17 protein-coding genes are annotated in these 26,989 nt (G+C 45.0%); 9 read left to right on the top strand and 8 right to left on the bottom strand.

Annotated elements, in window-relative coordinates:
- The first annotated feature begins 5 nt into the window (after positions 1-5).
- From V7L20_RS19580 to V7L20_RS19565, 4 genes are all read left to right on the top strand, one after another.
- A complete protein-coding gene (locus tag V7L20_RS19580) occupies positions 6-2,327 on the top strand; it encodes an ATP-binding protein (protein WP_334745685.1) in 2,322 nt (773 codons plus the stop codon).
- Positions 2,328-2,379: 52 nt separating this feature from the next.
- The gene (locus tag V7L20_RS19575; protein ID WP_334745684.1) at positions 2,380-2,835 is read left to right on the top strand and encodes a response regulator; all 456 of its coding nucleotides are present in this window, start codon (positions 2,380-2,382) and stop codon (positions 2,833-2,835) included.
- A 281-nt stretch (positions 2,836-3,116) separates the two neighbouring features.
- Positions 3,117-4,961: a hybrid sensor histidine kinase/response regulator gene (locus V7L20_RS19570; protein ID WP_334745683.1), complete on the top strand. Its 1,845-nt coding sequence runs from the start codon at positions 3,117-3,119 to the stop codon at positions 4,959-4,961.
- A gap of 703 nt (positions 4,962-5,664) precedes the next feature.
- Entirely contained in the window at positions 5,665-8,541 is a 2,877-nt protein-coding gene (locus tag V7L20_RS19565) for a calcium-binding protein (protein WP_334745682.1), read from the top strand.
- 94 nt (positions 8,542-8,635) lie between these two features.
- On the opposite strand, the gene V7L20_RS19560 is transcribed toward V7L20_RS19565, so the two are convergent.
- Positions 8,636-11,410 carry a response regulator gene (locus V7L20_RS19560; RefSeq protein WP_334745681.1) on the bottom strand — a complete coding sequence of 925 codons (2,775 nt, stop codon included), beginning with the start codon at positions 11,408-11,410 and terminating at the stop codon, positions 8,636-8,638.
- A gap of 2 nt (positions 11,411-11,412) precedes the next feature.
- Positions 11,413-16,677: an ATP-binding protein gene (locus V7L20_RS19555; RefSeq protein WP_334745680.1), complete on the bottom strand. Its 5,265-nt coding sequence runs from the start codon at positions 16,675-16,677 to the stop codon at positions 11,413-11,415.
- Between the two features lie 610 nt (positions 16,678-17,287).
- On the opposite strand from V7L20_RS19555, the gene V7L20_RS19550 reads away from it, so the two are divergent.
- The 4 genes from V7L20_RS19550 to V7L20_RS19535 all read left to right on the top strand — a co-directional run bounded on the left by V7L20_RS19550 (position 17,288) and on the right by V7L20_RS19535 (position 19,962).
- A complete protein-coding gene (locus V7L20_RS19550; protein WP_334745679.1) occupies positions 17,288-17,578 on the top strand; it encodes a hypothetical protein in 291 nt (96 codons plus the stop codon).
- Positions 17,547-18,515, top strand: coding sequence for a tRNA pseudouridine(55) synthase TruB (truB, locus tag V7L20_RS19545; protein ID WP_442943583.1), 969 nt, complete (start codon positions 17,547-17,549; stop codon positions 18,513-18,515). Before V7L20_RS19550 ends, truB begins: the two co-directional genes overlap by 32 nt.
- A gap of 149 nt (positions 18,516-18,664) precedes the next feature.
- Complete coding sequence (locus tag V7L20_RS19540) at positions 18,665-18,910, top strand: hypothetical protein (protein WP_334745678.1); 246 nt, start codon at positions 18,665-18,667, stop codon at positions 18,908-18,910.
- 200 nt (positions 18,911-19,110) lie between these two features.
- The gene (locus tag V7L20_RS19535; RefSeq protein WP_334745677.1) at positions 19,111-19,962 is read left to right on the top strand and encodes an alpha/beta fold hydrolase; all 852 of its coding nucleotides are present in this window, start codon (positions 19,111-19,113) and stop codon (positions 19,960-19,962) included.
- A 156-nt stretch (positions 19,963-20,118) separates the two neighbouring features.
- Here the strand turns inward: V7L20_RS19535 and V7L20_RS19530 are convergent, their stop codons facing one another.
- The 5 genes from V7L20_RS19530 to carA all read right to left on the bottom strand — a co-directional run bounded on the left by V7L20_RS19530 (position 20,119) and on the right by carA (position 24,586).
- Positions 20,119-20,421: a DUF1816 domain-containing protein gene (locus tag V7L20_RS19530; protein ID WP_334745676.1), complete on the bottom strand. Its 303-nt coding sequence runs from the start codon at positions 20,419-20,421 to the stop codon at positions 20,119-20,121.
- A gap of 69 nt (positions 20,422-20,490) precedes the next feature.
- Positions 20,491-21,585, bottom strand: a complete 1,095-nt coding sequence (rlmB, locus tag V7L20_RS19525) for a 23S rRNA (guanosine(2251)-2'-O)-methyltransferase RlmB (RefSeq protein ID WP_334745675.1) — start codon at positions 21,583-21,585, stop codon at positions 20,491-20,493.
- A gap of 92 nt (positions 21,586-21,677) precedes the next feature.
- A complete protein-coding gene (locus V7L20_RS19520; RefSeq protein WP_334745674.1) occupies positions 21,678-22,154 on the bottom strand; it encodes a Mini-ribonuclease 3 in 477 nt (158 codons plus the stop codon).
- A gap of 578 nt (positions 22,155-22,732) precedes the next feature.
- Complete coding sequence (locus V7L20_RS19515; RefSeq protein ID WP_199326607.1) at positions 22,733-23,083, bottom strand: STAS domain-containing protein; 351 nt, start codon at positions 23,081-23,083, stop codon at positions 22,733-22,735.
- A gap of 336 nt (positions 23,084-23,419) precedes the next feature.
- The gene (carA, locus tag V7L20_RS19510; protein WP_334745673.1) at positions 23,420-24,586 is read right to left on the bottom strand and encodes a glutamine-hydrolyzing carbamoyl-phosphate synthase small subunit; all 1,167 of its coding nucleotides are present in this window, start codon (positions 24,584-24,586) and stop codon (positions 23,420-23,422) included.
- A 317-nt stretch (positions 24,587-24,903) separates the two neighbouring features.
- Between carA and V7L20_RS19505 the strand changes: the two genes are divergently transcribed.
- On the top strand, positions 24,904-25,968 hold the full coding sequence (locus V7L20_RS19505) for a retropepsin-like aspartic protease family protein (RefSeq protein WP_334745672.1): 1,065 nt from the start codon (positions 24,904-24,906) through the stop codon (positions 25,966-25,968).
- On the opposite strand, the gene trpD is transcribed toward V7L20_RS19505, so the two are convergent.
- Positions 25,898-26,971: an anthranilate phosphoribosyltransferase gene (gene trpD, locus V7L20_RS19500; protein WP_334745671.1), complete on the bottom strand. Its 1,074-nt coding sequence runs from the start codon at positions 26,969-26,971 to the stop codon at positions 25,898-25,900. The genes V7L20_RS19505 and trpD overlap by 71 nt on opposite strands.
- Between the last annotated feature and the right edge of the window lie 18 nt (positions 26,972-26,989).

Below are 26,989 nucleotides of genomic sequence, written 5' to 3'. Positions count from 1 at the left end.
GATTTATGAGCCAGCCTGAAAATACTACTACCCAAGCTACTGCTCTGACTAACCATGATCGCAAACCTATTCATATACCTGGCTCTATTCAACCTCATGGCGTTCTCTTGGCACTCAGTACTCAACTAGAGATACTGCAAGTGAGCAACAATACCCAAGAACACTTGGGCAAAGCGCCAGAAGACTTGTTTGGCAAACCATTGAGCTACTTACTAGAAGCTCAACAAATAGAAACTGTAAAGCAGTGCTTGGTAAAAAAAATTGGCAGTCCTCATGCTTTCAAAGTATCAATAAATATTTTGGATCAGCAACGAGATTTTGACGCTATTGCTCATCGTACAGAAGAGGCTGTGATTCTGGAGTTAGAACCAACTGACTCAAAATCTGAGGTGAGTTTTTTAGACTTTCATGCTTTGGCGGGTGAAGCGATCGCAAAAATGCAAAAAACATCAAACCTGATAGAATTTTTGCATGTAGTGGCACAAGAAGTCCAAAAAATCATCGATTTTGATCGGGTGATGATCTATCAATTTGACCAGTCGGGAGCGGGTTGTGTTGTTTCAGAAGTCAAACGGGAAGATTTATCACCTTATTTAGGACTCCACTATCCTGCTACAGATATTCCAGCGCAGGCTAGGGAGTTATACAGGCGCTGCTTTCTCCGATTTCTCCCCGATTTAACAGCCGAACCTGTTAAGCTGGTTCCAACGGAAAATCCGACAACACATCAGCCTCTTGACTTAAGTTACTCTCTGCTACGAAGTTTTGATTGGTGTTGTGCTGAATATCATCAAAATATGGGAGTGAAGGCGCTTTTAGTGATTTCGCTGATTCAAGAGCAGAAACTTTGGGGATTAATATCTTGCCATCATTTAACACCAAAGTATATTTCTTACGAAGTGCAAAAAATCTGCGAATTTTTGGGACAGATTGTGTCTTCTGAATTAGCGCATAAAATTAATTATTCGGAATGGAACTATAAGGTAAAACTCAAATCACTACAATCTGATTTTTTAGAGTCTATTTCCCAGGCAGATAATTTTATTGATGCTCTAATTAAACCTGAAATCCGCTTGTTGGATCTTGTTAGTGCCACTGGAGCGGCAGTTTGTCTGGATAATGAAATTAGCCTGGTGGGAGCAACACCGAATATTGATGAAGTTCAGGCATTAATTGAATGGGCAGATATTCAAGTTAGTGATAACCTGTTTTCCACCGATTCTCTACCCAAGCTTTACTCAGAGGCGCTCAGATTTAAAGATACTGCCAGTGGCTTGCTGCTACTGCGGATTTCTAAAGTCCGGCGTTATTATATTCTTTGGTTTCGCCCCGAAGTTATCCAAACGGTAAACTGGGCAGGTAATCCCAACCAAACTATTCAAGCCGAGACAGATGCTAGCCTTACCCTATCTCCACGAAAATCCTTTGAACAATGGCAAGAAACGGTTAGATTAACTTCTCTACCTTGGGAAACTTGTGAACTTGAGAGTGCGATCGCTCTGAGTAATGCGATCGTTGGTATTGTACTATCTAACGCAGATGAGTTAGCTAAAATCAACCTGGAGTTAGAGCGCAGCAACCAAGAACTAGCCTCCTTTGCCTACGCTGCTTCCCATGACCTCAAAGAGCCTTTGCGGGGAATTTATAACTTCTCGACAGTGCTGCTAGAAGACTATGCCCAAGTCTTAGATGATGACGGAATTGAGTGCTTGCAAACAGTAGTTTCCTTATCTGTACGGATGGAAACTCTTATTAATGCTCTACTGCGGTTATCGCAATTAGGACAAGCACAACTGCGAGAGCAAGCAACTGACCTCAATGAATTAGTTACTCAAGTGATTGAAGTCTTTCGTGCTAGTCGCCAAGACTCCAGATTTGTGGATATTCGTATTCCTCGACCTTTACCAACAGTTCAGTGTGACCGAGTTCTCGTTAATGAAGTCTTCAGTAATCTCATTGGTAATGCCTTCAAATACAACGATAAGGCAGAGCAATGGGTTGAGATTGGCTACTTAGATGAGGGACTGGGGACTAGGGACTGGGGACTAGGGAAGATTTTTCTTAACCCAATCTCTAATCCCCAATTTCCAATGCCCCATGCCCAATCCCCAATCTTTTATATCCGAGATAACGGTATTGGAATTCCCCAGCATCACCTAGAAACTATCTTTCGACTATTTAAGCGGCTCCACTCTCAAGAAAAGTACGGTGGAGGAGCAGGTGCTGGACTAGCGATTGTTAAGAAGATTGTTGAGCTTCATAACGGCCAAATTTGGGTTGAATCTACCATAGGCATTGGTTCAACTTTCTATTTCACCCTGGAATAGTTTAAAATAATAACCAAATATATATTTTTGTTAAGTTCTTTTAAGACCACGAATGACAAAAAAACTTCATGAACCTCTGCTCGTTGTTGAGGACAGCAATGAAGATTTTCGGATGCTACAACGTCTGATGCAGCGCATGTCCGTCCAGAACCCCATACATCGTTGTACCAATGGGGATGAGGTGTTAGAGTTCCTCTATCAACAAGGAAGCGAACCCTTACGCAATTCTAAAGTAGCACTAAGACCCTCTGTTATCTTGCTCGATCTGAATTTGCCAGGTATTGATGGCCGTGACATTTTGGATCGGCTCAAGCAAGACAAGAGTTTTAAGGAAATCCCCATTGTTGTTTTTACTACATCATCTAACCCCAAAGATATTGAACTGTGCTACCAAAAGGGCGCAAATGGATATCTGGTAAAGCCGATGGATGCTCAGGAACTAAAAAAGACGATTCAGGCATTTGTGGACTATTGGCTTGAAGCCAATATGCCGCCTGTTTTGGGTTAATTTGTTTATTCTCTGTTGATCAAGTAGTAAAGAAAAAAGGATCATAAAAAAGACGGCTCAGAGGATATAGAAACACTTTCCTCTTTGAGTCACTGTGTCTGCTTGTCTTTTAGATGTGTTTTTCCCATTTTCTTGTTTATCTTACCGCTTATATTGCTTTATAAATTTTAAAGAATTTAGATTTTATTTACACTTAATTTTATATTATTTATAGAATTATGCAATAAAAACACAATCTGGATAAAAGGGATCTACATAGCTCCCCGATCCTCATACTTATTATGTTGGACACATGGACGCTACTCATCATCGATGATTGTGCAGCAGATCGAAAAATCTATCGTCGATATCTGTTGAAAGATCCGCACCAGTCTTACCAGATTTTAGAGGCAGACTGTGCAGAAGAAGCACTTGCTTTGTGCCAAAAAATGCACTTTGATGTCATCCTTCTGGATTTTTGCCTACCTGATATGAGTGGGTTAGAACTCTTCGATCAAATGCAGCAGCAGATATTTGAGACTTCTGTCCCTGTGATTATGCTGACAGGGCGCGGCGATGAAGAGATAGCTGTGCAAGCAATGAAACGGGGTGCTTTGGATTATTTGGTCAAGCAAAATCTAACACAGGATGTACTGCAACTAACAGTCCGCAACGCTATTAAGCAATCATGCTTGCAAGCCCAACTCTACAAAACTCAGGAGCGTCAACGCTTAATAGCCACGACTGCTTTAAGAATTCGCCAGTCTCTTAACCTAGAGCAAATTTTGAATACGGCTGTAGCTGAGGTACAGCAACTTCTGAAGTGCGATCGCGTCATGGTATATCAGTTCGCCCCAGATACCGACGGTAAGATAGTTGCCTCCTCAGTTGAGTCATACCGCACTGTAGCATTGTGCGATCGCATTGGGATGCAAGACTTGGAGCTGGGGACTAGGGACACTTCTCTACCAGAGGCTGCGCCAACGACAAGCTTAGTGCATCGCTGGGGGCTGGGGACACTTCTCTACGAAAGGCTGCGCCAACGACAAGCTGAGTGCATCGCTGAGGACAAGGAGACAAGGAAACAAGGAGACATACTAATAAATAAAGAAGAGTTTTCTCAACCCCCAATCCCTAATACTTCGGCTTTGCTCAGTACAAGTCCCCAATCCCCAATCCCTTATATTTATGAGCTTGGCTTATGTAATTGTGTCAGCCTGAAAGAGCAATTTAATACTGAGGCAAATTTGATGGTTCCCATTAATCTGAGTAACAATGGGAACCCAACCCTCAAACTCTGGGGTTTGTTGATTGCTCACCATAATTCTGGGGAACGACAGTGGCAAACTGATGATGCCCAAATGCTTAATGAAGTTTCGGTGCAACTAGCGATCGCTATTCAACAGGCGGAATTGCTAGCCCAAACTCAAGCAGCCCTTGCCAAAGAAAAGCAACTTAATGTATTTAAATCCCAAATAATTACAACGGTTTCCCATGAGTATCGAACACCGTTAACTTCAATTCTGGCTGCTGCATCAACTTTGGTAAAACATAGTCAGCAACTGGATGAGTCTAAACAACAGAGGTTCTTGGGAATCATTGAACACAAAGCAAGGTATATGTCCAAACTCGTGGATAATATGCTTCTGGTTAACCAACTTGAACTGGAAAAACCTAAACTTCAACCAATCTCAGTCGATTTACTAGAATTATTTTCTGAACTTTTAGAACAAGAGCGAGAAACGATAGGCGATCGCCACGAATTGATTTTTAAAATTACTGGTAATCATCATGAATTTTGGGGCGATCGCGGACTTTTGCAGCAAATTTTTACTAACTTAATGTCCAATGCAATTAAGTACTCTCCAGATGGGGGGACTGTAGAATTCCACCTCATTGGTAAAGAATCAGAAGTAATGTTTTATATCAAAGATCAGGGAATTGGTATCCCGATCACAGATCAAGAAAATTTGTTTCAATCCTTCAGTCGTGGAAGTAACGTTGATACAATCCCCGGTACAGGTTTAGGGCTGGCGATCGCTAAAGCTTGCGTAGAGTTACATGGTGGCAATATTACCTTGTCTAGTGAAGTGGGACAAGGAACTAAAGTTACAGTCAGCTTACCGAAGTTATTCCCAAAGGATTAAGTATCTTTATCATCAACTTCACCTCTTCAGGGAGCTTTGTAGTTTTTTCAACTGATTCCGGCCACATTAAACAATTTGTAATAGCCTTCAAGAAGAGATACCATCAAAAGATAAATGGCACATCAACAAAATATTTTTACGTCAATTTCTCAGCAAATAATGTGAAGAATATGGAAAGATGTGCCCTTCAGCAAAGATATCTAAGTAAATACGGTAGTATATAAAGTATTTGGTTATTTAGATGTTCTCTATTTTAAAACGAGACATCTACGCAAAATTTGCCCAAAAACAGTATAAAAATATCCAAGTAACCCAAAGCCAACTATTGACTATTTTCTCTTTTAGTAGGATTTAAACGCTGTCAATCAACCAAATATCAAGCGTGAATTCTAGTCATTCAACTGTCATATTTTTTAACTATTCTTGTTCAGTAATTTTCCCAAACTAGAACAATTAATTTAGCTGAAAAAGACCGATTATCCAGAATACACATGCTGATTAATTTGTACAGAGCTTAAGGATTAAATAGTTATATAGGATTATGTAAAAGCTATTCTGTAAGTGAATCTTTGAAAAAGATTACTGTTGCTTAAAGATGGCGAAAACGTATTATTGAGGGGGTTTATTTGTGCTTGAAAACAGCACTTAAATCAAGGTTGAGAACTGAAGTTATTGAAAAGCTAGATTTAGGTAGGTAAAAGTTATGGCAAATATCATTGGAACCAACGAAAATGATACCCTAATGGGCAATTATGACGGGGACACGATTAACGGTCTTGGAGGCAACGATACCATCATAGGTAACGGGGGTGAAGACACCTTAACTGGTGGCGGTGGCAATGATGAATTTGTGATCACAGGCTATGACACTAAGCGCATCACTGATTTTGGTGGCATTGGTAAAGGAACAAACCCAACACCAGGAGTCATTGCCGAAGTGGATACTCTAAAATTCCAGGGTGATAACTTAACTGGCTCAACTGCCCAAAATATGCTGCTGACCAAGAATGGCAGCGATTTGGAAATCAGCTTTGAAAATGTATATGACATTAATGGAGGTGCATTTTCTCCCAAAGTTATTCTGCAAAACTTTGCCTTGGAAAACCTAGATAACTTGAGCAAATCTACTGGAGCTACTGTAGATTTGGGTAATATAGAGTTTAATGGGCAAACTAGTATCACGGACAGCTTTGATGTCTTTGATGCCAACTCTACTCAAAGCACTATCTTCAATAAGAATACAGTCACCTTCCTTAACGACCTATCCAACAATGTTAACGGCTTTAATAATTCAGATGATGTGATCAATGGTCAGGAAGGTGATGACATCATCAACGGCTTGAGTGGAAATGACATCCTTAGAGGTGGTGTGGGAAATGACATCCTTAAAGGTAGTGCGGGGAATGATACTCTTGAAGGTGGTGTAGGAAATGACCTCCTTAATGGTGGTACTGGTAATGATTTCCTGAATGATAGCGGTTCAACAGGTGATAACCTGCTCTCTGAAGGCAATGGCAATGATACCCTTAACGGTGGTGCAGGAAATGATACCCTTGACAGTTATGCGGGAAATGACATCCTTAATGGTGGTGCGGGAAATGATACCCTTAATAATAATAGTAATGGTCTAGACAATGACACCCTCAACGGAGGCGCTGGTGACGATTACTTAAATGTTAAGTCTTTTGATTCTCATTTTGCTTCAACAGGTAATAACCTGCTGTATGGGGGCAATGGCAATGATATTCTTTACGCTTCTGGCGCATACTCAGAATATCGTGACGATATCACAATTTACAATTATCTATCGGGAAATAATACCCTTAAGGGAGGCGCTGGTGATGATCGCTTGGGTATTGATGCATCAAATGGCAATAACATCCTCTCTGGGGATGATGGTGACGATAGCTTGTTATTTGAGTATTCAACAGGCAATAACATCCTCTCTGGAGGCAATGGCAATGATCTTCTCCAGATTTTTAACTCCAGCCTCGACGACTCCGGCATTATCTACAAAGGTAATAACACTCTCGATGGTGGCGTTGGTAACGATAGCTTGGATATTCTCGAATCAGCAGGTAATAACATCCTCTATGGAGGCGATGGCAATGATCAACTTTATATATCAGTAGACAAAGATTCTAGCAATAATACCCTCAATGGAGGGAATGGCAATGATACCATTTCTCTAAGAATAGATGATTTGATAGGATCTACTACAGATTCCTTAGTGACTCAAGTGGTAGATGGAGGGACTGGGGACAATTTGTTGAGTGTCAATTACGACGAAACTACAGAAGGGATAACCTCCACAATCAATGCCAGTACTAACAGTGGAGCGATTACGGCAGGGAGCAATAGCGTTAGTTACAAGAATATTGAACGATTAGATATTTCTGGTACAGTCTACGATGACAATCTATTGGGAAGCAATGGTAACGATACCCTCTCTGGAGGGAATAGTGGCAATGATACCATAGATGGAGGGACTGGCGACGATTTGTTGAGGGTCTATTACGGTAATTCTACAAAGGGAATCACAACGACCATCAATGCCACTACTAACAGTGTAGTAGTTACGGCAGGGAGCAATAGCGTTAGTTACAAGAATATTGAACGATTAGATATTTTTGGTACAGCCTACGATGACAATATATTGGGCAGTAATGGTAATGATAGCCTCTCTGGGGGGGTTAGTGGCAATGATACCATAGATGGAGGGACTGGCGACGATTTGTTGAGTGTCTATTACGGTAATTCTACAAAAGGGATAACCTCCACAATCAATGCCAATACTAACAGTGGAGTGATTACGGCAGGGAGCAATAGCGTTAATTACAAGAATATTGAACGATTAGATATTTCTGGTACAGTCTACGATGACAATCTATTGGGAAGCAATGGTAACGATACCCTCTCTGGGGGGGGTAGTGGCAATGATACAATCAATGGAGGTAATGGTAACGATACTATCTTCGATACCCTATTGGGGGGGGATAGTGGCAATAATAGGATAGATGGAGGTAATGGGGACGATTTGTTAATAGTCGATTACAGGAATGCTACGAAGGGAATAATTTCTACAATCAATCCCACTACTAACAGTGGATCAATTACAGCAGGAACCAATAGCATTAGTTACAAGAATATCGAACAATTAGAGATTTATGGTACAAACTACGATGACAACATAGTGGGGAGCAATGGCAACGATACCCTCTCTGGGGGGGGTAATGGCAATGACACCCTCATAGGTGGGAACGGTAGTGATACTTTCGATTTAAATAATTTATACGCCGAAGGTGTGGATAGTCTTAATGACTTCGACCCCACTAATGACCTAATTGAGGTAGATATTTATTCAAGCGGTGGGTCGCCATCACCACGTCCACTTCTGACAAGTCAGTTTACCCTGGGAACATCTGCAACCACTAGCGATCAGCTATTTATCTATAACAGCTCTACAGGTGCATTGTTCTTTGATGGAGATGGCAGTGGGTCTACGTTGTCTCAGCAAAAAATTGCACAATTCCTTCCTGGATTGTTATTAACCAACAAAAATTTTGTTGTGGTTGGTTAATCTTTATTAGCCATCTGTTGTCACCAAGGGATGAGGAGGAAGAAGACCCGCTACCGCAACGCTTTCGCCGCGACAAGTTGACGTTATATGCATTCTAGTTGTGTTCTAGCAGGTTTAAAATCTTACTCACTAACTCCTCTGGTTCTAATGGCTTGGTAATGTGAGCTTGAAACCCAGCAGTCAGTGCTTTTTGCTGGTCAATATCTGCGGCATAACCGGTAAGTGCGATCGCCGGAATCGTTCCTCCCTGATTCGCTGGGCGCAAACGAATCTGCCCAATCAGCATGTAGCCATCCATATCAGCCATACCTATATCACTCACAATTACATCAGGAATGAAACTATTAAGTACTTGCAATGCTTTTAACCCAGACGCTACGGCTGTCACTTTTGCGCCATTTTGTTCTAGCAAAAATGCTTCAAACTTGCGTGAAAACTGATCATCATCCACGAGCAAAATTTGCAGGTTGCTTAAGGGAGTTTCTGCGCTTGATGTTTTAGCGTCGGCTGGCTCAAGTACAATTGGTGCTGATAGGTTCAAGATGGGTATTTGAACTGTAAAGGTTGTGCCCTGATTTTTACCCAAGCTTTCTGCCTTGACTGTGCCACCGTGCAGTTCTACAATTTGGTGGACGATCGCCAGCCCCAAACCCAAGCCACCAAATCTGCGTGTCGTCGAGCTATCCTCTTGCCGGAAATAATCAAATACATGTGGTAGAAATTCCGGTTGAATGCCAATGCCTGTATCGATCACCCGGATCTGAGCCTGCCCTGCAATTTGCCTTAATTCAATGATTACTTGTCCGTCATCTGGTGTAAATTTGACGGCATTTGTAAGCAAGTTCCACACCACTTGCTGCAAGCGGGCAGCATCACCAGAGATAGGTGCAGTCTGATCAAGATCGATCCGTAAGTTAATATTCTTTGCTTGTGCTGCTAAACGCACCGTTTCCAGGGCAGCAGAAATAACAGAGATTAAATTAAGGGGAGCCACCTTTACGGACAGCTTGCCCTGCATAATCCGCGAAACGTCGAGTAAATCTTCAATTAATTGTGATTGCAGTTTGGCGTTGCGCTCAATCGTTAGTAGTGCTTCGCGTTGACGAGCGGCATTGAGCTTGCCTTTTTGCAACAGTTGTGCCCAGCCCAAGATCGGGTTGAGGGGCGATCGCAACTCATGAGACAACACCGCTAAAAACTCGTCTTTAATCTGGTTGGCTCGTTGCAACTGTTCTGCGTGCTGCTGAATCGAGACAATTAGGTTTGCTCGGTCGAGGGCGATCGCTATCTGCTCAGACATCAATTGCAGCAAATCGATTTCTTCTGAGGTAAAGCGAGTGCGGGTGCAGCTACCAAACGAGATGGTTCCTAATAAGCGTTCTTGGACAATTAACGGTTGACTGATATAAGCGGTACCACTCTGGTCGCGGACAGTTTGGGCACGAGGATCGGTGGCAATTTCGGCGCGGTTGAGAACGATTTGCTGTCGTTCTTGGGCTGCAAAGCCACAGACGCATTCACCAAACTCAATCCACTCGAGCGCCTCAGCCAACTCTTGAGCCACGCCCTCATAGTTTTTCAAATGTAGGATGGGACGGTTGTCTTTTGACTCGATGATGTAGTTGTAGTAAAAGTCCAACCCTAGCTGGGGTGCGAGTTTGCCAAATAGGTTGTGCATCAGCGTCATCGGTTGCTCGACCTCCAGGAGATCGCTGGTGATCTCATAGAGCAACCGCAAGCGTTCATCGGCTTGCCGCTGTGAAGTGACATCGCGCATGATTTTGATAAATCCTTGCACGTCGTCGGCTTTATCACGTAAGGGCATCACAAAGCCACTACCCCAAAAGCGGCTACCGTCTTTTCGGATATGCCAGCACTCATTTTCTGCCTGTCCTTGAGTTTGGGCGGTCTGCAATTCCCAGCCAACGCGGTCTTTTAAGTTGTCTTCAAGGGAATAAAGGCTGCGACTGTCACGGCCAATCATTTCTGCTTCTGAATAGTTGAACAAGTGTTCGGCACCAGCACTCCAACTGGTGATCGCAGCGTTGGGATCAACGGTTAAAATGGCATATTCTTTTGCACTTGCCACCATTAACCGAAAGCGAGCTTCACTTTGTTTGAGGGCAATTTCGGTTTGTTTGCGATCAGTAATATCGTAGGACATTGCCAGCACACCATCAACTTCACCGCGATCATTGCGTAAGGGTGTGCCATGAGAGATATAGTAGCGATCGTGGCTGTTGTGCTCTAAGGCAAAGGATTCGCCATTGAGAGCTTGACGCAAGTAGGGTTCGTAGCTGTCTGCCAGGGCGGGTTCAAGGGCTTCCCAGAGTGTTTTGCCAACAAAGTTTTCAGTAGTCATGCCGACCCACTCCAGCGCTTCGCCTTCTGCAAGCTGGTAGCGCAAATCTCGATCCACAATGAACACAGCGCCATGAGGCAGTTTGGCCGCAACTTGACGCAAGCGGGCTTCGGCAAGTTGGCGATCGCGCTTTTCTTGGGCTTCTCGCAGCGCCCGTTGGACACAAGGCACCAACCGCCGTAAGTTGCGCTTTAGCACATAGTCGGTGGCTCCCAGTTTCAGCGCTTCAATCACCAATTCTTCGCCCATACTGCCAGAGACGAAAATAAAGGGTGTGTGAGGACAAAGGTTATGGGCAATTTCTAAGGCGGAAATGCCATCAAAACCGGGCAAGGCATAGTCTGCCAAAATCAAATCAAACGCATTGGTTTCTAATGCTTTCACAAACTCAGCGCGAGTTTCTACCCGGAGCAGTTCAAAATTAGCGCCGCCATCGTTCAGGGTGAAATGTATCACCTCTGCGTCGAGAGGATTGTCTTCGAGCAAAAGAAACCGCAGTGCTGTCATAACTACACCTCATGCTTTGGGAGCGAAAAGTAGAACGTTGCGCCCTGGTCGATTGCGCCTTCTGCCCATATGTGTCCGCCATGTCGATGAATGATCCGCCGTACAGTGGCAAGCCCGACTCCCGTGCCCGGAAATTCTTCCTGGGGATGCAACCGTTGAAATATGTTAAATAGTCGATCGCAGTATTTCATGTCGAACCCTGCACCATTATCTTTGACAAAGAAAATCACTTTCTGCTCCTGTTCAATACTACCGATTGTGATGGCAGCTTCGGTGTTATTGCGGGTGTACTTGACGGCATTCGACAGCAAATTTTGCAGTACTAGCCGTAGCAGTACCGGGTCAGCCTCTACCGTTGCCAATGGCTGGATTTCCCAATGTAGCGATCGCCCCACCAGTTCTAGCTGCAATTGTTCTTGCACCTGCTGTACCAATTGACTGATATTAACAGTAGTTAAATACATTTCTGTCTGTCCCAGGCGGGAAAATTCCAGCAAGTTGTCTACCATTTTTTCTGCTTCAAGAGCAGATTGCGTGATAATGTTGAGAATCTGCAAACTGGATGCATCGACGAGGGTTGCATTGAGCTTGGCTTGCAACTGTTCGGCAAAGCTCCTGATGTAGCGTAGCGGCGTTCGCAAGTCGTGGGATATCGAGGAAGAAAACGCCTCCAGTTCTTGGTTGATGGCTTCTAGTTGAGCCGTGCGAGCTTTCACCTGTTGCTCCAAGCGCTCATTGAGTGTTTGTACCGCTTGCATCACCTGTTCGCGGTAAGCTGCTTCGCGTCGCAATTGTGCCAGTTGGAGGTTGGCATTGACTCGCGCTAACAATTCTCGTGCCGAGAAAGGTTTAATTAAGTAGTCATCTGCCCCAGTTTCTAAACCCTCCACCCGTGATTCTTCACCAGCACGAGCAGAGAGCAAAATAATCGGGATTGTCTGGGTATTTGGTGAAGCCCGTAGCGATCGCAGCAACTCAAAGCCATCCATTTTCGGCATCATCACATCTGCTAACACCAAGTCATAGATGGCACTTCCACCACGCCGGATCGCAGTCAGTGCGGCTAACCCATCATTTACAGTTTCCACCTCGTAATACTGGTTTAACAACCGCCTGAGATAGCCGCGCATGTCGGCGTTGTCATCCACTAGAAGAATACGCGCCCTTTTGGAGCCTGGAGCTTGAACTTCCGAGCTTTGAGCTTGAACCTTCGAGTTTTGAGCTTGAACCTTCGAGTTTTGAGCGTGAACCTTCGAGCTCTGAGCTTGAACCTCCGAGGTTTGAAATTGAAATTCTGTGCTTTCTTCAGGTAGCCAACGTAAGGCTTCTTCAACAAAAGCATTCGCCGTTACAGCCGTCGATGCCAGTGTTGAGGCAACCCAAATTTGGTCGGCGGGTAGATGGGCGATTCCGGTGGGGATAGTGACGGTGAAGGTTGTGCCTTGGTCTACTGCGCTCGTAACCGCGATCGCGCCGCCGTGCCGCTTGACGAGTTCCTGCACCAGAGACAAGCCAATGCCTGAGCCTTCATAGCTGCGCCCCTTCGCGCCTTTGACTTGATAGAACCTCTCAAACAGGTGAGGCAGTTCTGAAGCGGAAATACCTACGCCCGTGTCGCTGACTGTCAATTCAACTGTGTTTGCTTTGGGTTTGAGCGAGACAGAAATCATACCCTCAAAGGTAAATTTTAAGGCATTGGAGAGTAGATTCAATACAATCTTTTCCCACATCTCGCGATCTACGTAAATGGGATCGGGTAGGGGAGGACAATCGACAACTAACTGCAAATTGGCATTCTCAATCGCCGAGCAGAAAACACTTGCCAGTTCAGCTGTGTAGGTAGATAAGTCGGTGGGTTCGTAGTTTGCCTTCAGGCGGTTGGCTTCGATGCGGGAGAAGTCGAGCAGGGTATTGACCAGTTTCAGCAAACGCAAGCTGTTGCGGTGGGCGAGTTCTAGCCGTTCCCGTTGTTTTTGAGTTAGGGGATTGGCCGAATCGCTCAAAGCATCCTGCAGGGGAGCTAGCAGGAGCGTCAGTGGTGTGCGGAATTCGTGGCTGACGTTGCCAAAGAAGTTGGTTTTAGCGCGATCAAGTTCTGCCAGCGATTCAGCGCGTTGGCGTTCTTCTTCACGAGCGGCTTGTTCTCGAATCAGCCGAATCCGATTCTCCTCTGCCTGTTTGCGATCGTTGATGACGCTGAAAACAACGGCAACCTGTCGGTCTTCGGGTTTTCCAACGGGGAATGCATAAATGTCAAACCAGCGCTGCAACTCTCTGGCATAGTTCTCAAGGCGAACGGATTGACCGCTCAAAGCAACATTGCCATAAATTTCAAACCAATACTCTTCGTGGTTTGGAACCAGTTCGCGCATCCGTTTACCAAGCGCGTCTGTCAGTCCTGTTTGTCGCTCAAAGGAGGGACTAATTTCCAAAAAGCGATAGTCAATCGGTTTCTCGTTTTGATCAAAAATCACCTCAATAACGCAAAAGCCATCGTTGATTGACTCAAACAGCGATCGATATTTCGCTTCCGATTCGCGCAAGGCTTCTTGAGAACGTCGGCGCTCCGTCACGTCACTGAAGATGAGAACGAATTGATTTTCTTGCGCCTGCTGCGGCTTGAAGACGTAGAACTCATACCAAATTCCGTCTGGCGCGGCATATTCCTCGCGGCGCTGGGGCTGACCGGTGCGCGCCGTCTCACCGAAAACATCGCGCCAATACTGTTCATAGGGTGCCAGTTCGCTCATGCGGCGACCCTTGGCTGACTGTCCGATCATCCGCACCGCAGCCGGATTCTCGTCGAGGTAGAAGATGTCCACGCAGCGCCCCTCTGCGTCGAAGATCGCCTCTGCAAAGTAAAAGCCCTCGTCAATAGACTCAAAGAGCGTGCGATATTTCTCCTCGCTTTCACGCAAGGCGTTCTCGATGCGGGCGCGTTCGACACGCGGGAAAATCCGGTCGGCGATGTTTCGCACCAACTCGATTTCGTCTTCTCGCCAATCGCGCGGCGCGGTGTCAGTGACGGCGAGGTAACCCGTCCAGCGTCCGCTGCTGTGAAAAGGCACGACGAGAAACGCACCGATTTTTAGGCGGGCGTGTGCGTCCGCGTCTGTTCGCTCATCGTCAGCGGTGTTGCGGATGACGAATGTTTCTCCGGCGCGGTTGGCGCGCGCGAACTCTTCGGTCAGGTAATCGGTGAGGCGAAAGGTCTGCTTCAAACTCGGCACGTGCTCTCTGTTCCAGCCGTGATTTACCGTGACAAGCCCTCGCTCCTCGTCCACATCCACAAAAATGCACGCGCTCAAGTTCAGATACGCACCGAGCCGCGACCCAACCGACTGCATAATTTCGTCGGGAGTTATCAGACGCGATAGATCGTCGCCGATTTCGACCAGCAAACTCTGATTCGCTTCGTGGCGTTTGCGATCGGTGATGTCGGTGAACAGGAGCGAGACGCGGTTGTCGCCAGAGCCACCAACGCGCAGAGCGTAAACGTCGTACCAGATGCCCATCGCTTCGGTGTATTGGACGAAGCGCACCGGCGAGCCGGTGCGCGCGACTTCGGCGAACCGCTCGAACCACGAGCGTTCGAGGTCAGGCTGAAAATGGCTGATCCGCTGGCCAATGGGATTGATATATCCCGTCTGCTGCTCGAACGCTGGATTCGCTTCGGTGTAAATCCAATCAACGGCATTGCCTGCGCCGTCGAACAGCAATTCAAAAATGCAAAAGCCTTCGTCGATCAAATTGAACAGCGTGCGGAATTTTTCTTCCGATTCGCGCAGGGCGACTTGGGCTTGCCGCTGCTCAATCAGATCGGCTGCTTGGCGGGCGAGTAAATCGAGAAAGCGCAGTTCTCTTTCAGACGGCTGATGAACGTCGCGCCAGTGCGTCGAAATCATTCCGACGAAGTGCCCGTCGCGCGAGATCAGCGGCGTGGACTGCATGGCGCGGATGCCACAGAGCCGATAATGCCAGATATCCTCGGTTCCGGCGACGAAATCCCAAAGCTCTACGTCGGGAACGATTACCGGCTCGCCGCGCGTCAACGCCAGAGCGCATGAAGTCGTGTCCTCCAGTTGCACCCATTCCCAAAACTTTGCCGATTCGGGAGCGAACCCTTGTTGAGCGAGAAGGAACAACTCGTTTCGTTCGGGCGAAAGCATTTGAATACTCGCCATGTCCGAACGCATCACCGAACGCGCTGCATCGAGAATCTGTTCGTGAAACGCGTTAATGTTATTTTCTTCGATCAAACTGCTGCTGATGCGCTGCAACTGTTGCGTGTCGGCGAGTTCGATTGCCAGTTTCGCTTCCGATTCGCGTAAAGCGACTTGGGCTTGTCGCTGCTCAATTAAATCAGCCGCTTGGCGGGCGAGTAAATCGAGAAAACGCAGTTCGCGATCGCTCGGTCGATGGTGTTTGCGCCAATGGGTTGAAAACATACCAATCGTTTTGCCAGAACGGGTAATCAACGGCGTGGACTGGGCAAAGAGATAACCTGCCTCCAGATGCATTCGGCACGAACCGTGGGGGTCTTCGCTTTCTGGCACATCGTAATTTATAAAAGTGCGCTTGCCCGTTGCCAGTGCAATCCCACAAGGCGTGTTTAAATCGGCATTGACTCGATAGAAATGCTCGCTCATATTTCGCTCAATGCCTTGTGTAGCTAGCAGCAAGAGGTCTTGCGTTGCTTCATCCAGAATTTGCACTGTTCCGGCATCTGCCTGCATGAGGGCGATCGCAACAGCTATAATCTCCTGGTAAAGCGTCTGAATGTCGCCTTCGGTTACAAGCCTCGCGCTCAGTTCGTGCAGCAGCTGCGTATCTTTCAGGTCTGACTCGACGGTTGCTTCGGCTTGTTTGCGAGCAATGGTATTTTTGTCAAGTTGCTGCGCTTCCAGCAATGCCCGTTGTACCGATGGCACTAACCGCCCTAAGCGTTGCTTGAGTACATAATCTGTCGCGCCCTGTTTGATCGCTTCAATTGCCAATTCTTCGCCCAAACTGCCAGAGATGAAAATAAACGGCTTCTCAGGACGTAGGCGACGGGCGATCGTTAGTGCTGCAATCTCATCAAAATTAGACAAGGCATAGTCTGCCAAAATCAAGTCGATTTCGTCGGTTTCCAGTGTTCTAATAAAATCAGCACAAGTCTCTACCCGCAACAGTTCACAGTTAATACCGCCCTCGATCAGCGTGGCTTGCACGACTTCTGCATCGGTTAGATTAGCTTCGAGTAAGAGAAACTGAAATGCGGACATTATTTTCCTTTTGGTTTTTGGTAATACCCAATGACAAGTGCGTGCGATCAACGGTTTCTTCGACATTTGCCGAGCAGATTTGCACCAGTGCCTTCATATTTCCATTGGTCACAAAAAGCTCTTTAGCCACCTACCTTAACTTCATTTACGGTAATAGTCAGGCAACGCCCGACCGAAGAATCTTACAGATCCGTTCCAGAAAGCCTTAAGCATAAATAATTACAATTTATATATATTTTGCCAATTTCATTCTAAATTTTAGTATCCTAAACTGTTTATCATGTTTCTACAACAAATAGCAGTCCCCCTTAGAGGTTGTTTGAAAAGTCATAATTGATGTATCAAATATTTTTTACCCCACCCTAATCCTCCCCTTGTCAAGGCTAGGGTGTACACACAAGTATGACCAGCATAGGTTTCAACTCTTTTAGTAGTTTCGTAGGGTGCGTTACAATACTTCTCGGTTAGCGCAATTATTCGTTGCAGATCCCCCCAACCCCCCTTAAAAAGGCTTGCTCCTAACCCTCTTTTACCCCCTTTTTAAGGGGGTCGCCGTAGGCGGGGGGATCTGAATTTAGGACGACTCAACCCTTATCCGAGAAGTATTGGGGTGCGTTATGGACACGCCGAAATAACAAATGCGTTCGCCGAAATAACAAATGCGTTCGCCGAAATAACAAATGCGTTCGCCGAAATAACAAATGCGTTCGCCGAAATAACAAATGCGTACGCCGAAATAACAAATGCGTACGCCGAAATAACAAATACGTTCGCCGAAATAACAAATGCGTTCGCCGAAATAACAAATGAGTATGCCGAAATAACAAATGCGTTCGCCGAAATAACAAATGAGTTCGCCGAAATAACAAATGCGTACGCCGAAGTTACAAAAGACAGATGACACCCCTTGCCAGTTATCTTTAATTATACCGACCTACTTAACTAATGATTTTGTGTTATTTCAAGGTTTTCTCAACTTAAACAAACCATTTGACTGGACTTCCCACGACTGCGTGGCGCGGGTGCGAAAATTATTGCGCCTCAAACGTGTGGGACACGCAGGAACCTTAGATCCAGCTGCTACAGGAGTTTTACCGATCGCACTTGGTAAAGCTACAAGATTATTGCAATATCTGCCAGAAAACAAAGCTTACAAGGCTACTATTCGGCTGGGTGTGCGGACTACAACTGATGATTTACAAGGCGAAATCATCACTTCTCAAGCTTGTGCTGGATTGAGTTTGGTAGAAGTGAAAACTGCACTGGCACAATTTGAAGGCAAGATTGAGCAAATACCACCTAGTTACAGTGCAATTCAAGTGGATGGTAAACGCCTCTACGACTTAGCACGCCAAGGGAAAACGGTGGAAGTTCCAGTGCGAACAGTGGAAATTTTTCAGATAGATATTTTGGACTGGAGAGAAGGAGATTTTCCCGAATTGGATGTAGCGATCGCCTGTGGTAGTGGTACATATATTAGAGCGATCGCTCGTGACTTCGGTGCAATTTTAGAAACTGGTGGAACTCTTGCGGCTTTGATCCGCACTCAAAGCAGTGGTTTCGATTTAACAGATAGTCTTACTTTGACAGACTTAGAAACTAAACTGCAAGCCGGAATATTTCAACCGATTTGTCCAGATGCAGCTTTACAACATTTGTCATCTGTTACTTTACCAGCAACAACTGCTCAAAAATGGTGTCAAGGTCAGCGAATTTATTTAACTTTCGATGTTCCTGAAATAGTAAGAGTTTATGATGAAGAAACTCGCTTTTTAGGTATTGGGCAATTACAAGATGAAGTGTTGATTCCCCAAATGGTTTTTGAACCGATTTCTTAAAAGTGTGATAAGTTAAAGGTTTTAATTTGAACACATGAATATTAGAAAATTTAGATGCCCGTAGACTAGTTCAAGAATATCTCGAACTATGTGATTATAAAGTTTGCGGCTACTAGGATGAGTAAGATAAATATTATGAAATAATTACTTTGCCTCGTATCCTCGAAACAGAATTAGTTAGTAGTTCTATTGGCTTTACTCACAAAAAACGCTTTCTAAAGCTAAAGTTTGTTTTCACAGTCTCTGGTATTGATGCTATAGATAAGCCAAGTCATAATGCTCAAAGAATTGGTGAGTTGCTTCTTGTCTATAATGAAAATCTAGGATTTGTAGATGAAAATTGGCTTTTAGATATTAATTCCCCTTTTTTGGATATCAAACTTCCTCACACCTGAATCCTATAGCAGCTTGAACTGTAATCGAACACTGCAATGCTTGGCAGCTAGCCGTATGACACGATTAGAAAAATAATATAACGAACTACTATGACAGAAAGGCCAAATCGAATTGAGACAATTTTAGAGCGGAAAGCACAAAGGGCTGAAGCGAATACGACAAAGATAGAAGCGATCGCTAGACAGGAGAACGACGAGTCATGAGCGATCGCCATTCTACTACCACTGCTTTCCGTCTCAATGTCTACATCCAAGGTCAAGGATTTCCCATTTTGGGCTTGCATGGTCATCCTGGTACTGGTCGTAGTCTTTCTGTCTTTACCAATCATTTATCAAAACGTTATAAAACTTTTGCCCCTGATTTACGTGGATACGGCAAAAGTCGCTGGAATGGCAATTTTAATATGAATGACCATTTAACCGATTTAGAAGCGCTGCTAGACCGCTTTGAGATTGAAAAATGCCTAGTATTGGGATGGTCACTTGGGGGCATTCTGGCAATGGAACTGGCATTACGTTTGCCAGAGCGGATTACAGGGCTGATTTTGGTGGCGACAGCCGCAAAACCCCGTGGTAGTCATCCTCCGATCACTTGGCAAGATAATTTATATACTGGTGTTGCGGGCCTATTAAACTATATAAAACCGAGTTGGCAGTGGAATATTGAGACTTTTGGTAAGCGATCGCTTTTCCGTTACTTAATCCAACAACATACATCTGCTACTTACAACTATATCGCCACTGATGCAGTACCAGCTTATTTGCAAACCTCTGGTGCTGCGACTCGCGCCCTTTATAGTGCAATTCAATCGGGATACAACCGACTTCTAGATTTGGAACAAATACAATGTCCTAGTTTAGTACTTGCTGGTGAGCAAGACCGCCACATCACATCTAATTCCAGCTTAGAAACTGCTCAACACCTCAACAATTCTCAATGGCAGTGCTATCCCAACACCGCCCACCTTTTTCCGTGGGAAGTTCCCCAGCAGGTGCTCAATGACATTGACCATTGGCTCGAAGTTCATCCACAGGTAATTGGTAGTCAATAGTCTAATGGTTAAAATTTTTGACTATTGACGAAGAAATGGAGAGTGAAAATGTGGTGACGCGGTGAGTGAAAAAGACACAGTAACGCGGTGAAAGAATTCTTTGTGTCACCGTGTCTTGCGTCCTTGCGTTCCATTCATTCTCTGGCCTAACTTAACTTAAATCTGACCGCCAAAGACAGGCTTTACTTTGCGGTCAAATCTTTCCCCCAAGTCTTCAGCGATTGTTAAAGCATTAGGTTTGCAGCGCTTGACATTCACAGAAATTCCCGTAGCTCCTTCCATCTCCAAATCTTCTATATATCCAACGCTTGACAATTTTGCATCAGAAGAACTCAGAAATGGCCCGAAGTAGTATGTGCAACGGGGATTTTGCGTCACAATCTCCACCCACCAAGCCAAGCCGATGAAGTCGAATGTGTTAATTAACACTTCCTTGAGGTTATGCCAAATGGTTTTCATGGTTTTCGCCAGTTTATAAACGTCTACAAGGTGTTAAACAATATGTGCTTTATTATCTTTTACATTTCTTTATACTCTGTTATGTTCTTTTTTTAAAGAAGTTTTTTGTAATTTATCAAGGTGGTGGGTATTTAGCGATCGCTGGCGATAAATTTCATAAAGTGTCATACCTGCTGCTACAGAAGCATTGAGACTAGGAGTCTTACCCTGTAGAGGAATCGATACTAAGAAATCACAGGAGCGTTGAGTTAACATACTCAGACCTTCGCCTTCTGAGCCGATTACTAAAACAATTGGGCCAGTGAAATTGACTGTATGCACAGGTTCGCTTCCACTTGCAGCAGTGCCGTAAATCCAATAACCAGCTTCTTTTAATTCTTCTAAAGCGCGGCTGAGGTTGACAACTCTAGCTACAGCAAAGTTTTCTAAAGCGCCTGCTGCCACTTTCATGACAGTAGAAGTGATCCCAGATGCCCTTCTTTGGGGAATCACCAATCCTTGAGCGCCTATTGCTTCGGCGGTGCGAATAATTGCTCCCAAGTTGTGGGGATCAGTAATTCCGTCAGCCACTACAATTACGGGATCGCTTACAGCTTTTGCCTGTTCAATTAGATCCGGCAATTCCATGTAGGCGTAAGGAGCAACTTGTGCCGCCACGCCTTGGTGATTAGCTCCGTTGGTGAGATAGTCTAAGCGCTTGGGTTCAACCTCATCAATAACTGTGCCATTTTCCTTCGCTTGCAGGAGAAAATGGTGAAAGCTGGGATCGTACCGCAGACGGGTAGTGATCCAGAGACGGTTGAGATTGCGCTGATTTTGCAATGCACTCAATACTGAATGACGACCATAAATGAGATCGTTATCTTCTTCTGTCGGTTGTGTAGATACAGACGGCTTGGAGAAGTTACGATTTTGTTGTCGGGAGTTGCCAGAAATGGGGTTGCTATCTATTTTCTTGGGATTGCCAGTGGGATTAGCAACAGAGATAGGATTGCTATCTATTTTTCTAGGATTGCCACTGGGATTAGCAACAGAGATGGGGTTGCTATCTATTTTTCTAGGATTGCGAGTGGGGTTAGTAACAACACGCTTACCCGGAATTTTTACAGGTTGTCCCCGATTTGATTCGTTAGAAGTCTTGACTTTTCTTGGTTTATTCTGCATTTGAGTTATGGATATAGCGTATGGTTGATCATCACAATTACCTCAATTTCTTAAACCTAATCTAGTGCTGTAGCTACTGTGAAATTTAGTTGTCACTTTTCTACATGAAGCATTTGTAACAGTTCGGTTAGGCGCTGGTAATCGGTGAGATATAAGTAGCCAATTAAGGTTTCTAGACTAGTTGCCTGTTGATAAATTTCGGGATTAAGCCGCTTAGGGCGTCCTGTAGCGGCGTTTCTACCTCGTCGGATAATTTCTAATTCGGTGTCCTTTAGATGAGGAATAAGCGATCGCAAATGTAGCGCTTGTGTTTCCGCTCTTACCTGCTCCACTACCAGACGATGGTAAATTCCTGACCGCTGCAATGGCAGCAGATAGAACATTCTAACATATAACTCATAAATTGCATCCCCCAAATATGCTAAAGCAGTAGGAGAAATCTGTTGCACTTGTGAGAGGGAAATCTGTTGGAATGGCACTGTAGTTGTCAAGAGTGCTTGAGTCCAAGATAAACTCTGTTTGGGAGTTTCATCTTGTCCATTTAATAGCTCTTGCTCCTGTGACTTCACAAATACATCATTCCTTGACGGGCTACATTTGGCAGGCATTCTTCGCCAAGACTGATTTTTCTAAAGTCTGCCATGATAGTATATTTAGCATAATCAATACTATCAAAATTACTTTTTAATTTCATCTTTTTGATTGAGAGTTGGCATTTTAAATCACCCTGATGTCAACACCTATAAACCAAATTTCGCCTACTTCTTGTGGTTTGTGCCTAAGATGGGTAAAATTTTGACATTAAACTCACCCTGTTATTGATCATATTGCCATGCTTACTTAGTAAGCAACAATTTATAACTATACAGTATCAAGTTAAGTTTACCTATAGACAAATCTGCTGGCTTTGTATTTATTACAAATTTTTCAGACTTAATTTTATCATCCAATATTCTAGCCAACGATTACATACCCAATAACTGGCTGTGTCTACCTTTAATTATTGCTCAACTTTAAACATAATAGCTTAACTGGCTTTGTGCCTCTCCCACAAGGAGAGAGGTTTTCTGCCAGAAATTTTAAAAATTAAGCTATCCGATGTTGAATCTGGATAGCCGAATTGATCTCTCGGTTCAAGCAATCAAGACTACTTGACGTTTTCTAGAGCTTCTTCAACTGATTTTTGCAGGGAGAGAAACTTCTCTAGGCGAACAAGCTTGACCGTTTGAGTTACCCGGGCATTTGTGACGATTTGCAAAGTGCCTTCAGCAGTTTGAGCCTGCTTGGCTAGCTGCACCAAAGCACCCAAGCCAGAGCTATCAATAAAGTCGATTTGTGAGAGATCCAAAATAATATGCTTAGGGCCCTCGTCAATCTTACTGCCAAGTACCTTGCGAAATGTCGGCTCAGAAAAGGCATCTAACAAACCTGTGAGGCGGAATAGCTGACAGTTATCCCGGACTTCACGAGTGCCCCTCAGGCTAACGGTTAGATTCAATGGATCAGCAATAATTCCCTCCTCATGAGTTAAAGTGAACGCTCAAGTATAGATGGTTTTTGAGCAAGTTGTCTACAATCTACTGAAGTAGGGGATTGAGGATTGGATACTGGGTATTGGGGATTGGAAGAAAATAGTATTTTTAATCTTATTTTCTATTCCCTATTCCCCATTCCCCAGTAAAGAGCAATGCACTGAGTTTCGACTTTGCAAAAATCGAGTTTCGGCTACGCGGTAATCGAGTTTCGGCTACGCGGTAATCGAGCCAAGTCGAGATTCAACTACCGCTAGTCGTTGTGTCCCCAGTCTCCAGTCCCCATTCCCCATTCCCTATTTTTACCTCACTTCGGCTGCCACGGTTTGACGTGCTGTTCGCATGGCTTGAACAAATTGCTCAAACAAGTAATCAGCATCGTGAGGGCCAGGACTGGCTTCTGGGTGATATTGGACGGAGAATACAGGTAGAGATTTATGACGTACTCCAGCAACGGTACGATCATTTAAGTTCAGGTGGCTGATTTCCACAACTGCCGTAGGCAAAGAATCTGGATCAATAGCAAAACTATGGTTTTGGCTGGTAATTTCTATCCGTTGTTGTAAACCGGCAGGCTGATTTAAACCACGGTGACCAAATTTTAGTTTATAGGTTTCTGCCCCTAGTGCATGACCTAAAATTTGGTGTCCCATACAAATACCAAAGATGGGTTTTTCACTTAACAAGAGTGCTTTGGCAGTTGCAATCCCTTCAGTAACGGCAGCAGGATCGCCAGGCCCATTAGAAAGAAACACACCATCTGGATTGTAGTTGAGGATTTCCTCTGGTGGCGTATCAGCAGGTACAACAATTACCCGACAGCCGTAACTTGTTAAGCGACGCAAAATATTGCGTTTTACGCCAAAGTCAAGGGCAACAACGGTAAAGGATTCCCCAAGATTTTCCGCAGCTTCAGAGTTGAATTCCCAAGCTGGAATTGTGGGATCTGACCATTCATAAGCCGTTGGGGTGGTAACTTCCCGAACCAGATTCAATCCTGCCATGTTGGGAGCCGTTAGTACCTGCTCGAGCAATTCTGCTTCATCGAGAATGGTTGTGGAAATGCCACCGTTCATGGCTCCAAACATCCGAATTTTGCGGGTGAGGGCCCGGGTATCGATGCCGTAAATCCCTGGTATTTGGTTTTGTTTAAGGTAGTCTGGTAAGGATTGTGTCGATCGCCAGTTACTCGGACGGTGACAAATATTCCGTGCGATCGCACCCCGAACCTGGGGCACATTTGATTCCTCATCTTCAAGATTGACGCCAGTATTGCCTAATTCAGGATACGTAAAAATGACAATTTGACCGCAGTAACTTGGGTCGGTTATTACTTCTTGGTAGCCGGTCATACCAGTGTTGAACACTACTTCTCCGATCGCGGTTCCCGTAGCACCGAAAGACCAACCGCGATAAGTGGTTCCGTCTGCCAGGACAAGTAAAGCTGGAATTGCGTCAGACAGGGGCATAGGCGATAGATTAGGGATTGGGTACTGGGGACTTGTACTGAGCCGAGCCGAAGTATTGGGTACTGGGGACTTGTACTGAGCCGAGCCGAAGTATTGGGTACTGGGGACTTGTACTGAGCCGAGCCGAAGTATTGGGTACTGGAAAAGTTTTCCCTAGTCCCTAATCCCCAGTCCCTAGTTCCTAGTCCCTAATACTGCGATTGTTAATTATCCCATGAGTTGAGCAATTGGGAGTTTTTAGAATAGTTAATTAAAATTAAAAGGCAATAAAATTAGCGGGAGTGGCTTTGGCAAAGCTTGGACGGTTAAAATTAATTATGCTTCAGTCTTTTTTATCCCGTGCAACCTTAATTTTTCTATCAAGCGCTCTAGCGGTTTTGTGTGTTGCCTGTAGTGAAGACCAAAGGAACAATGCGACTGGTGGCAATGATCAACCCGCGCCAATTGGGGAGCAGGCATCAGTACACCCCGCCGTCGAACCAACAACACCAGCAGTTACCCCTACCCCAGAAGCACAGCCGCTAGAACCGCTAGAGCCGTCTGAAAGTGAACCAAGTCTTTTTGAGATGGGGCTAGATAAAGCCGTTGGCGCTTGGAGTATCAGCCAATCTGCTCAATCTCCAGCTGATTGGATTTTGGTGGCGAATCAGTACCAGGATGCGATCGCGCTGATGCAAAGAGTGCGGCGACAAAGCCCAGAATTTGCGATCGCTCAAACTAAAATTACTGAATATCGCCGCCAAATTAAATATGCCCAAAGGCAAGCTAATCCTCGCCCTGTGCGCGTTGCCGAACCGAAGAGGATAGTAGTAGTAGTTCCCCAAAAAATAACCACACCAAAGTATACCTCACCTCTATCACCTCCACAAGAAATAAACCCGTTACCGCCAAAACCAGCTTTGCCCTCATCAGTAGTGGTAATTCCAGATCAGGAAGTATTTACAGCCCCGATTAAAAGGCGAATTGGGGGAACGCCAATTGTTGAAGTCACCTTTAATGGTCAGCAACAATTTGACATGATTGTGGATACGGGAGCCAGTGGCACTGTAATTACCCAAGGAATGGCCAATAGTTTGGGAATAGTGCCAGTAGGGAAAGCTAAGGCAAATACCGCCAGTTCCAGAGCTGTAGAATTTCCTGTAGGCTATGTTAATTCAATGGCAGTTGGCGGAGTAATAGTGAATAGAGTAGCAGTAGCGATCGCAGGTACGGAACTAGAAACTGGACTTTTAGGACATGACTTTTTTGGTAACTACGATGTCACCATTAAACGTAATGTGGTAGAGTTTCGTCCGCAATTGCGATCGCAAATCAATTCCCCAGAAACTCAACTAACTGCTCCAACTTCGTCCAAGCTACCCCGCTTTGTAGGATATCCTTAGCGATTTTAATCCCTTGGGCGTGATCGAGGAATGCGACTGTACCCGCTACTTGCAGTGCCAACGATGCATTTAAAGCAACTGCGTCCTGTTGCGCGTGAGTTCCTTTACCTTGGAGTACCGCCTTGAGAATTTGTGCATTCTCTTGGACATCTCCACCCCGAAGCATACCTATGGAAGCAGACGTTAAATCCAAATCTAGGGGATTAATGGTAGTTAACTGCACTTCTCCCTCCGATAACACCGCTAAGTCAGTTTCATCTCCCAGCCCCGCCTCATCAAGTTTTTCTCGCCCGTGCAGCACAATCGCCTTTTCCTTACCCAAATTTTGTAAAGCTTCGGCAACAGTTGCCAAAAGCTTAGGAGTAAATAAACCCACCACCTGCCCAGTTGGACGCAAGGGATTTACTAACGGCCCAAGCAAATTAAAAATTGTTCGCACTTTCAAAGTCCGCCGTAATGAAGCAACCGCCTTCAGTGCTGGATGCCAACCAGGGGCAAACAAGAAAGTGATCCCGACTTCTTGTAGTGCGGCTTGCACCTTTTCATTAGAAGCACTTAAGTTTACACCCAAGGCTTCCAATACGTCTGCACTTCCTGTAAGACTTGATGCGGAACGATTGCCATGTTTAGCGACAGGTATACCAGATGCTGCGGCAACAAATGCAACTGCTGTAGAAATATTAAAGGTTGATGACCCATCTCCACCAGTGCCACAGGTATCTATTAGGGGGATTGGGGATTGGGTAGATTCTTCCCTAGTCCCTAGTTTTGATTGAGATTGTAATACTTCAGCCATACCGGTCAACTCGTCGGCAGAAATGCCTCTAAAGTTCAGCGCTGTTAATATAGCTCCTGATAATTCTGGGGGAACCGCTTCACTGAGCCATCCTTGCATCAATTCAGCAGCTTGAGTACGGGATAAGGATTGGCCATCTATTAATTGTTGCAGCAGGACATACCAGCTACCAGAGGATTCTTGAGCAGGGATTGGGGAAGTTATCATACTAAGGTTTGTATGTTG

This window comes from Nostoc sp., from assembly GCF_036916735.1.
Lineage (GTDB): Bacteria > Cyanobacteriota > Cyanobacteriia > Cyanobacteriales > Nostocaceae > Nostoc.
This window is presented reverse-complemented; position numbering and strand designations above follow the sequence as displayed.

Bases quoted from the DNA above. Each gene is read 5' to 3' on its own strand.
- truB (WP_442943583.1), top strand. From the start codon at position 17,547: ATGCGTACGCCGAAGTTACAAAAGACAGATGACACCCCTTGCCAGTTA.
- rlmB (WP_334745675.1), bottom strand. From the start codon at position 21,585: ATGCAGAATAAACCAAGAAAAGTCAAGACTTCTAACGAATCAAATCGG.
- V7L20_RS19560 (WP_334745681.1), bottom strand. From the start codon at position 11,410: ATGACAGCACTGCGGTTTCTTTTGCTCGAAGACAATCCTCTCGACGCA.
- V7L20_RS19535 (WP_334745677.1), top strand. From the start codon at position 19,111: ATGAGCGATCGCCATTCTACTACCACTGCTTTCCGTCTCAATGTCTAC.
- trpD (WP_334745671.1), bottom strand. From the start codon at position 26,971: ATGATAACTTCCCCAATCCCTGCTCAAGAATCCTCTGGTAGCTGGTAT.
- V7L20_RS19570 (WP_334745683.1), top strand. From the start codon at position 3,117: ATGTTGGACACATGGACGCTACTCATCATCGATGATTGTGCAGCAGAT.
- V7L20_RS19575 (WP_334745684.1), top strand. From the start codon at position 2,380: ATGACAAAAAAACTTCATGAACCTCTGCTCGTTGTTGAGGACAGCAAT.
- V7L20_RS19580 (WP_334745685.1), top strand. From the start codon at position 6: ATGAGCCAGCCTGAAAATACTACTACCCAAGCTACTGCTCTGACTAAC.
- carA (WP_334745673.1), bottom strand. From the start codon at position 24,586: ATGCCCCTGTCTGACGCAATTCCAGCTTTACTTGTCCTGGCAGACGGA.
- V7L20_RS19555 (WP_334745680.1), bottom strand. From the start codon at position 16,677: ATGTCCGCATTTCAGTTTCTCTTACTCGAAGCTAATCTAACCGATGCA.
- V7L20_RS19530 (WP_334745676.1), bottom strand. From the start codon at position 20,421: ATGAAAACCATTTGGCATAACCTCAAGGAAGTGTTAATTAACACATTC.
- V7L20_RS19565 (WP_334745682.1), top strand. From the start codon at position 5,665: ATGGCAAATATCATTGGAACCAACGAAAATGATACCCTAATGGGCAAT.
- V7L20_RS19505 (WP_334745672.1), top strand. From the start codon at position 24,904: ATGCTTCAGTCTTTTTTATCCCGTGCAACCTTAATTTTTCTATCAAGC.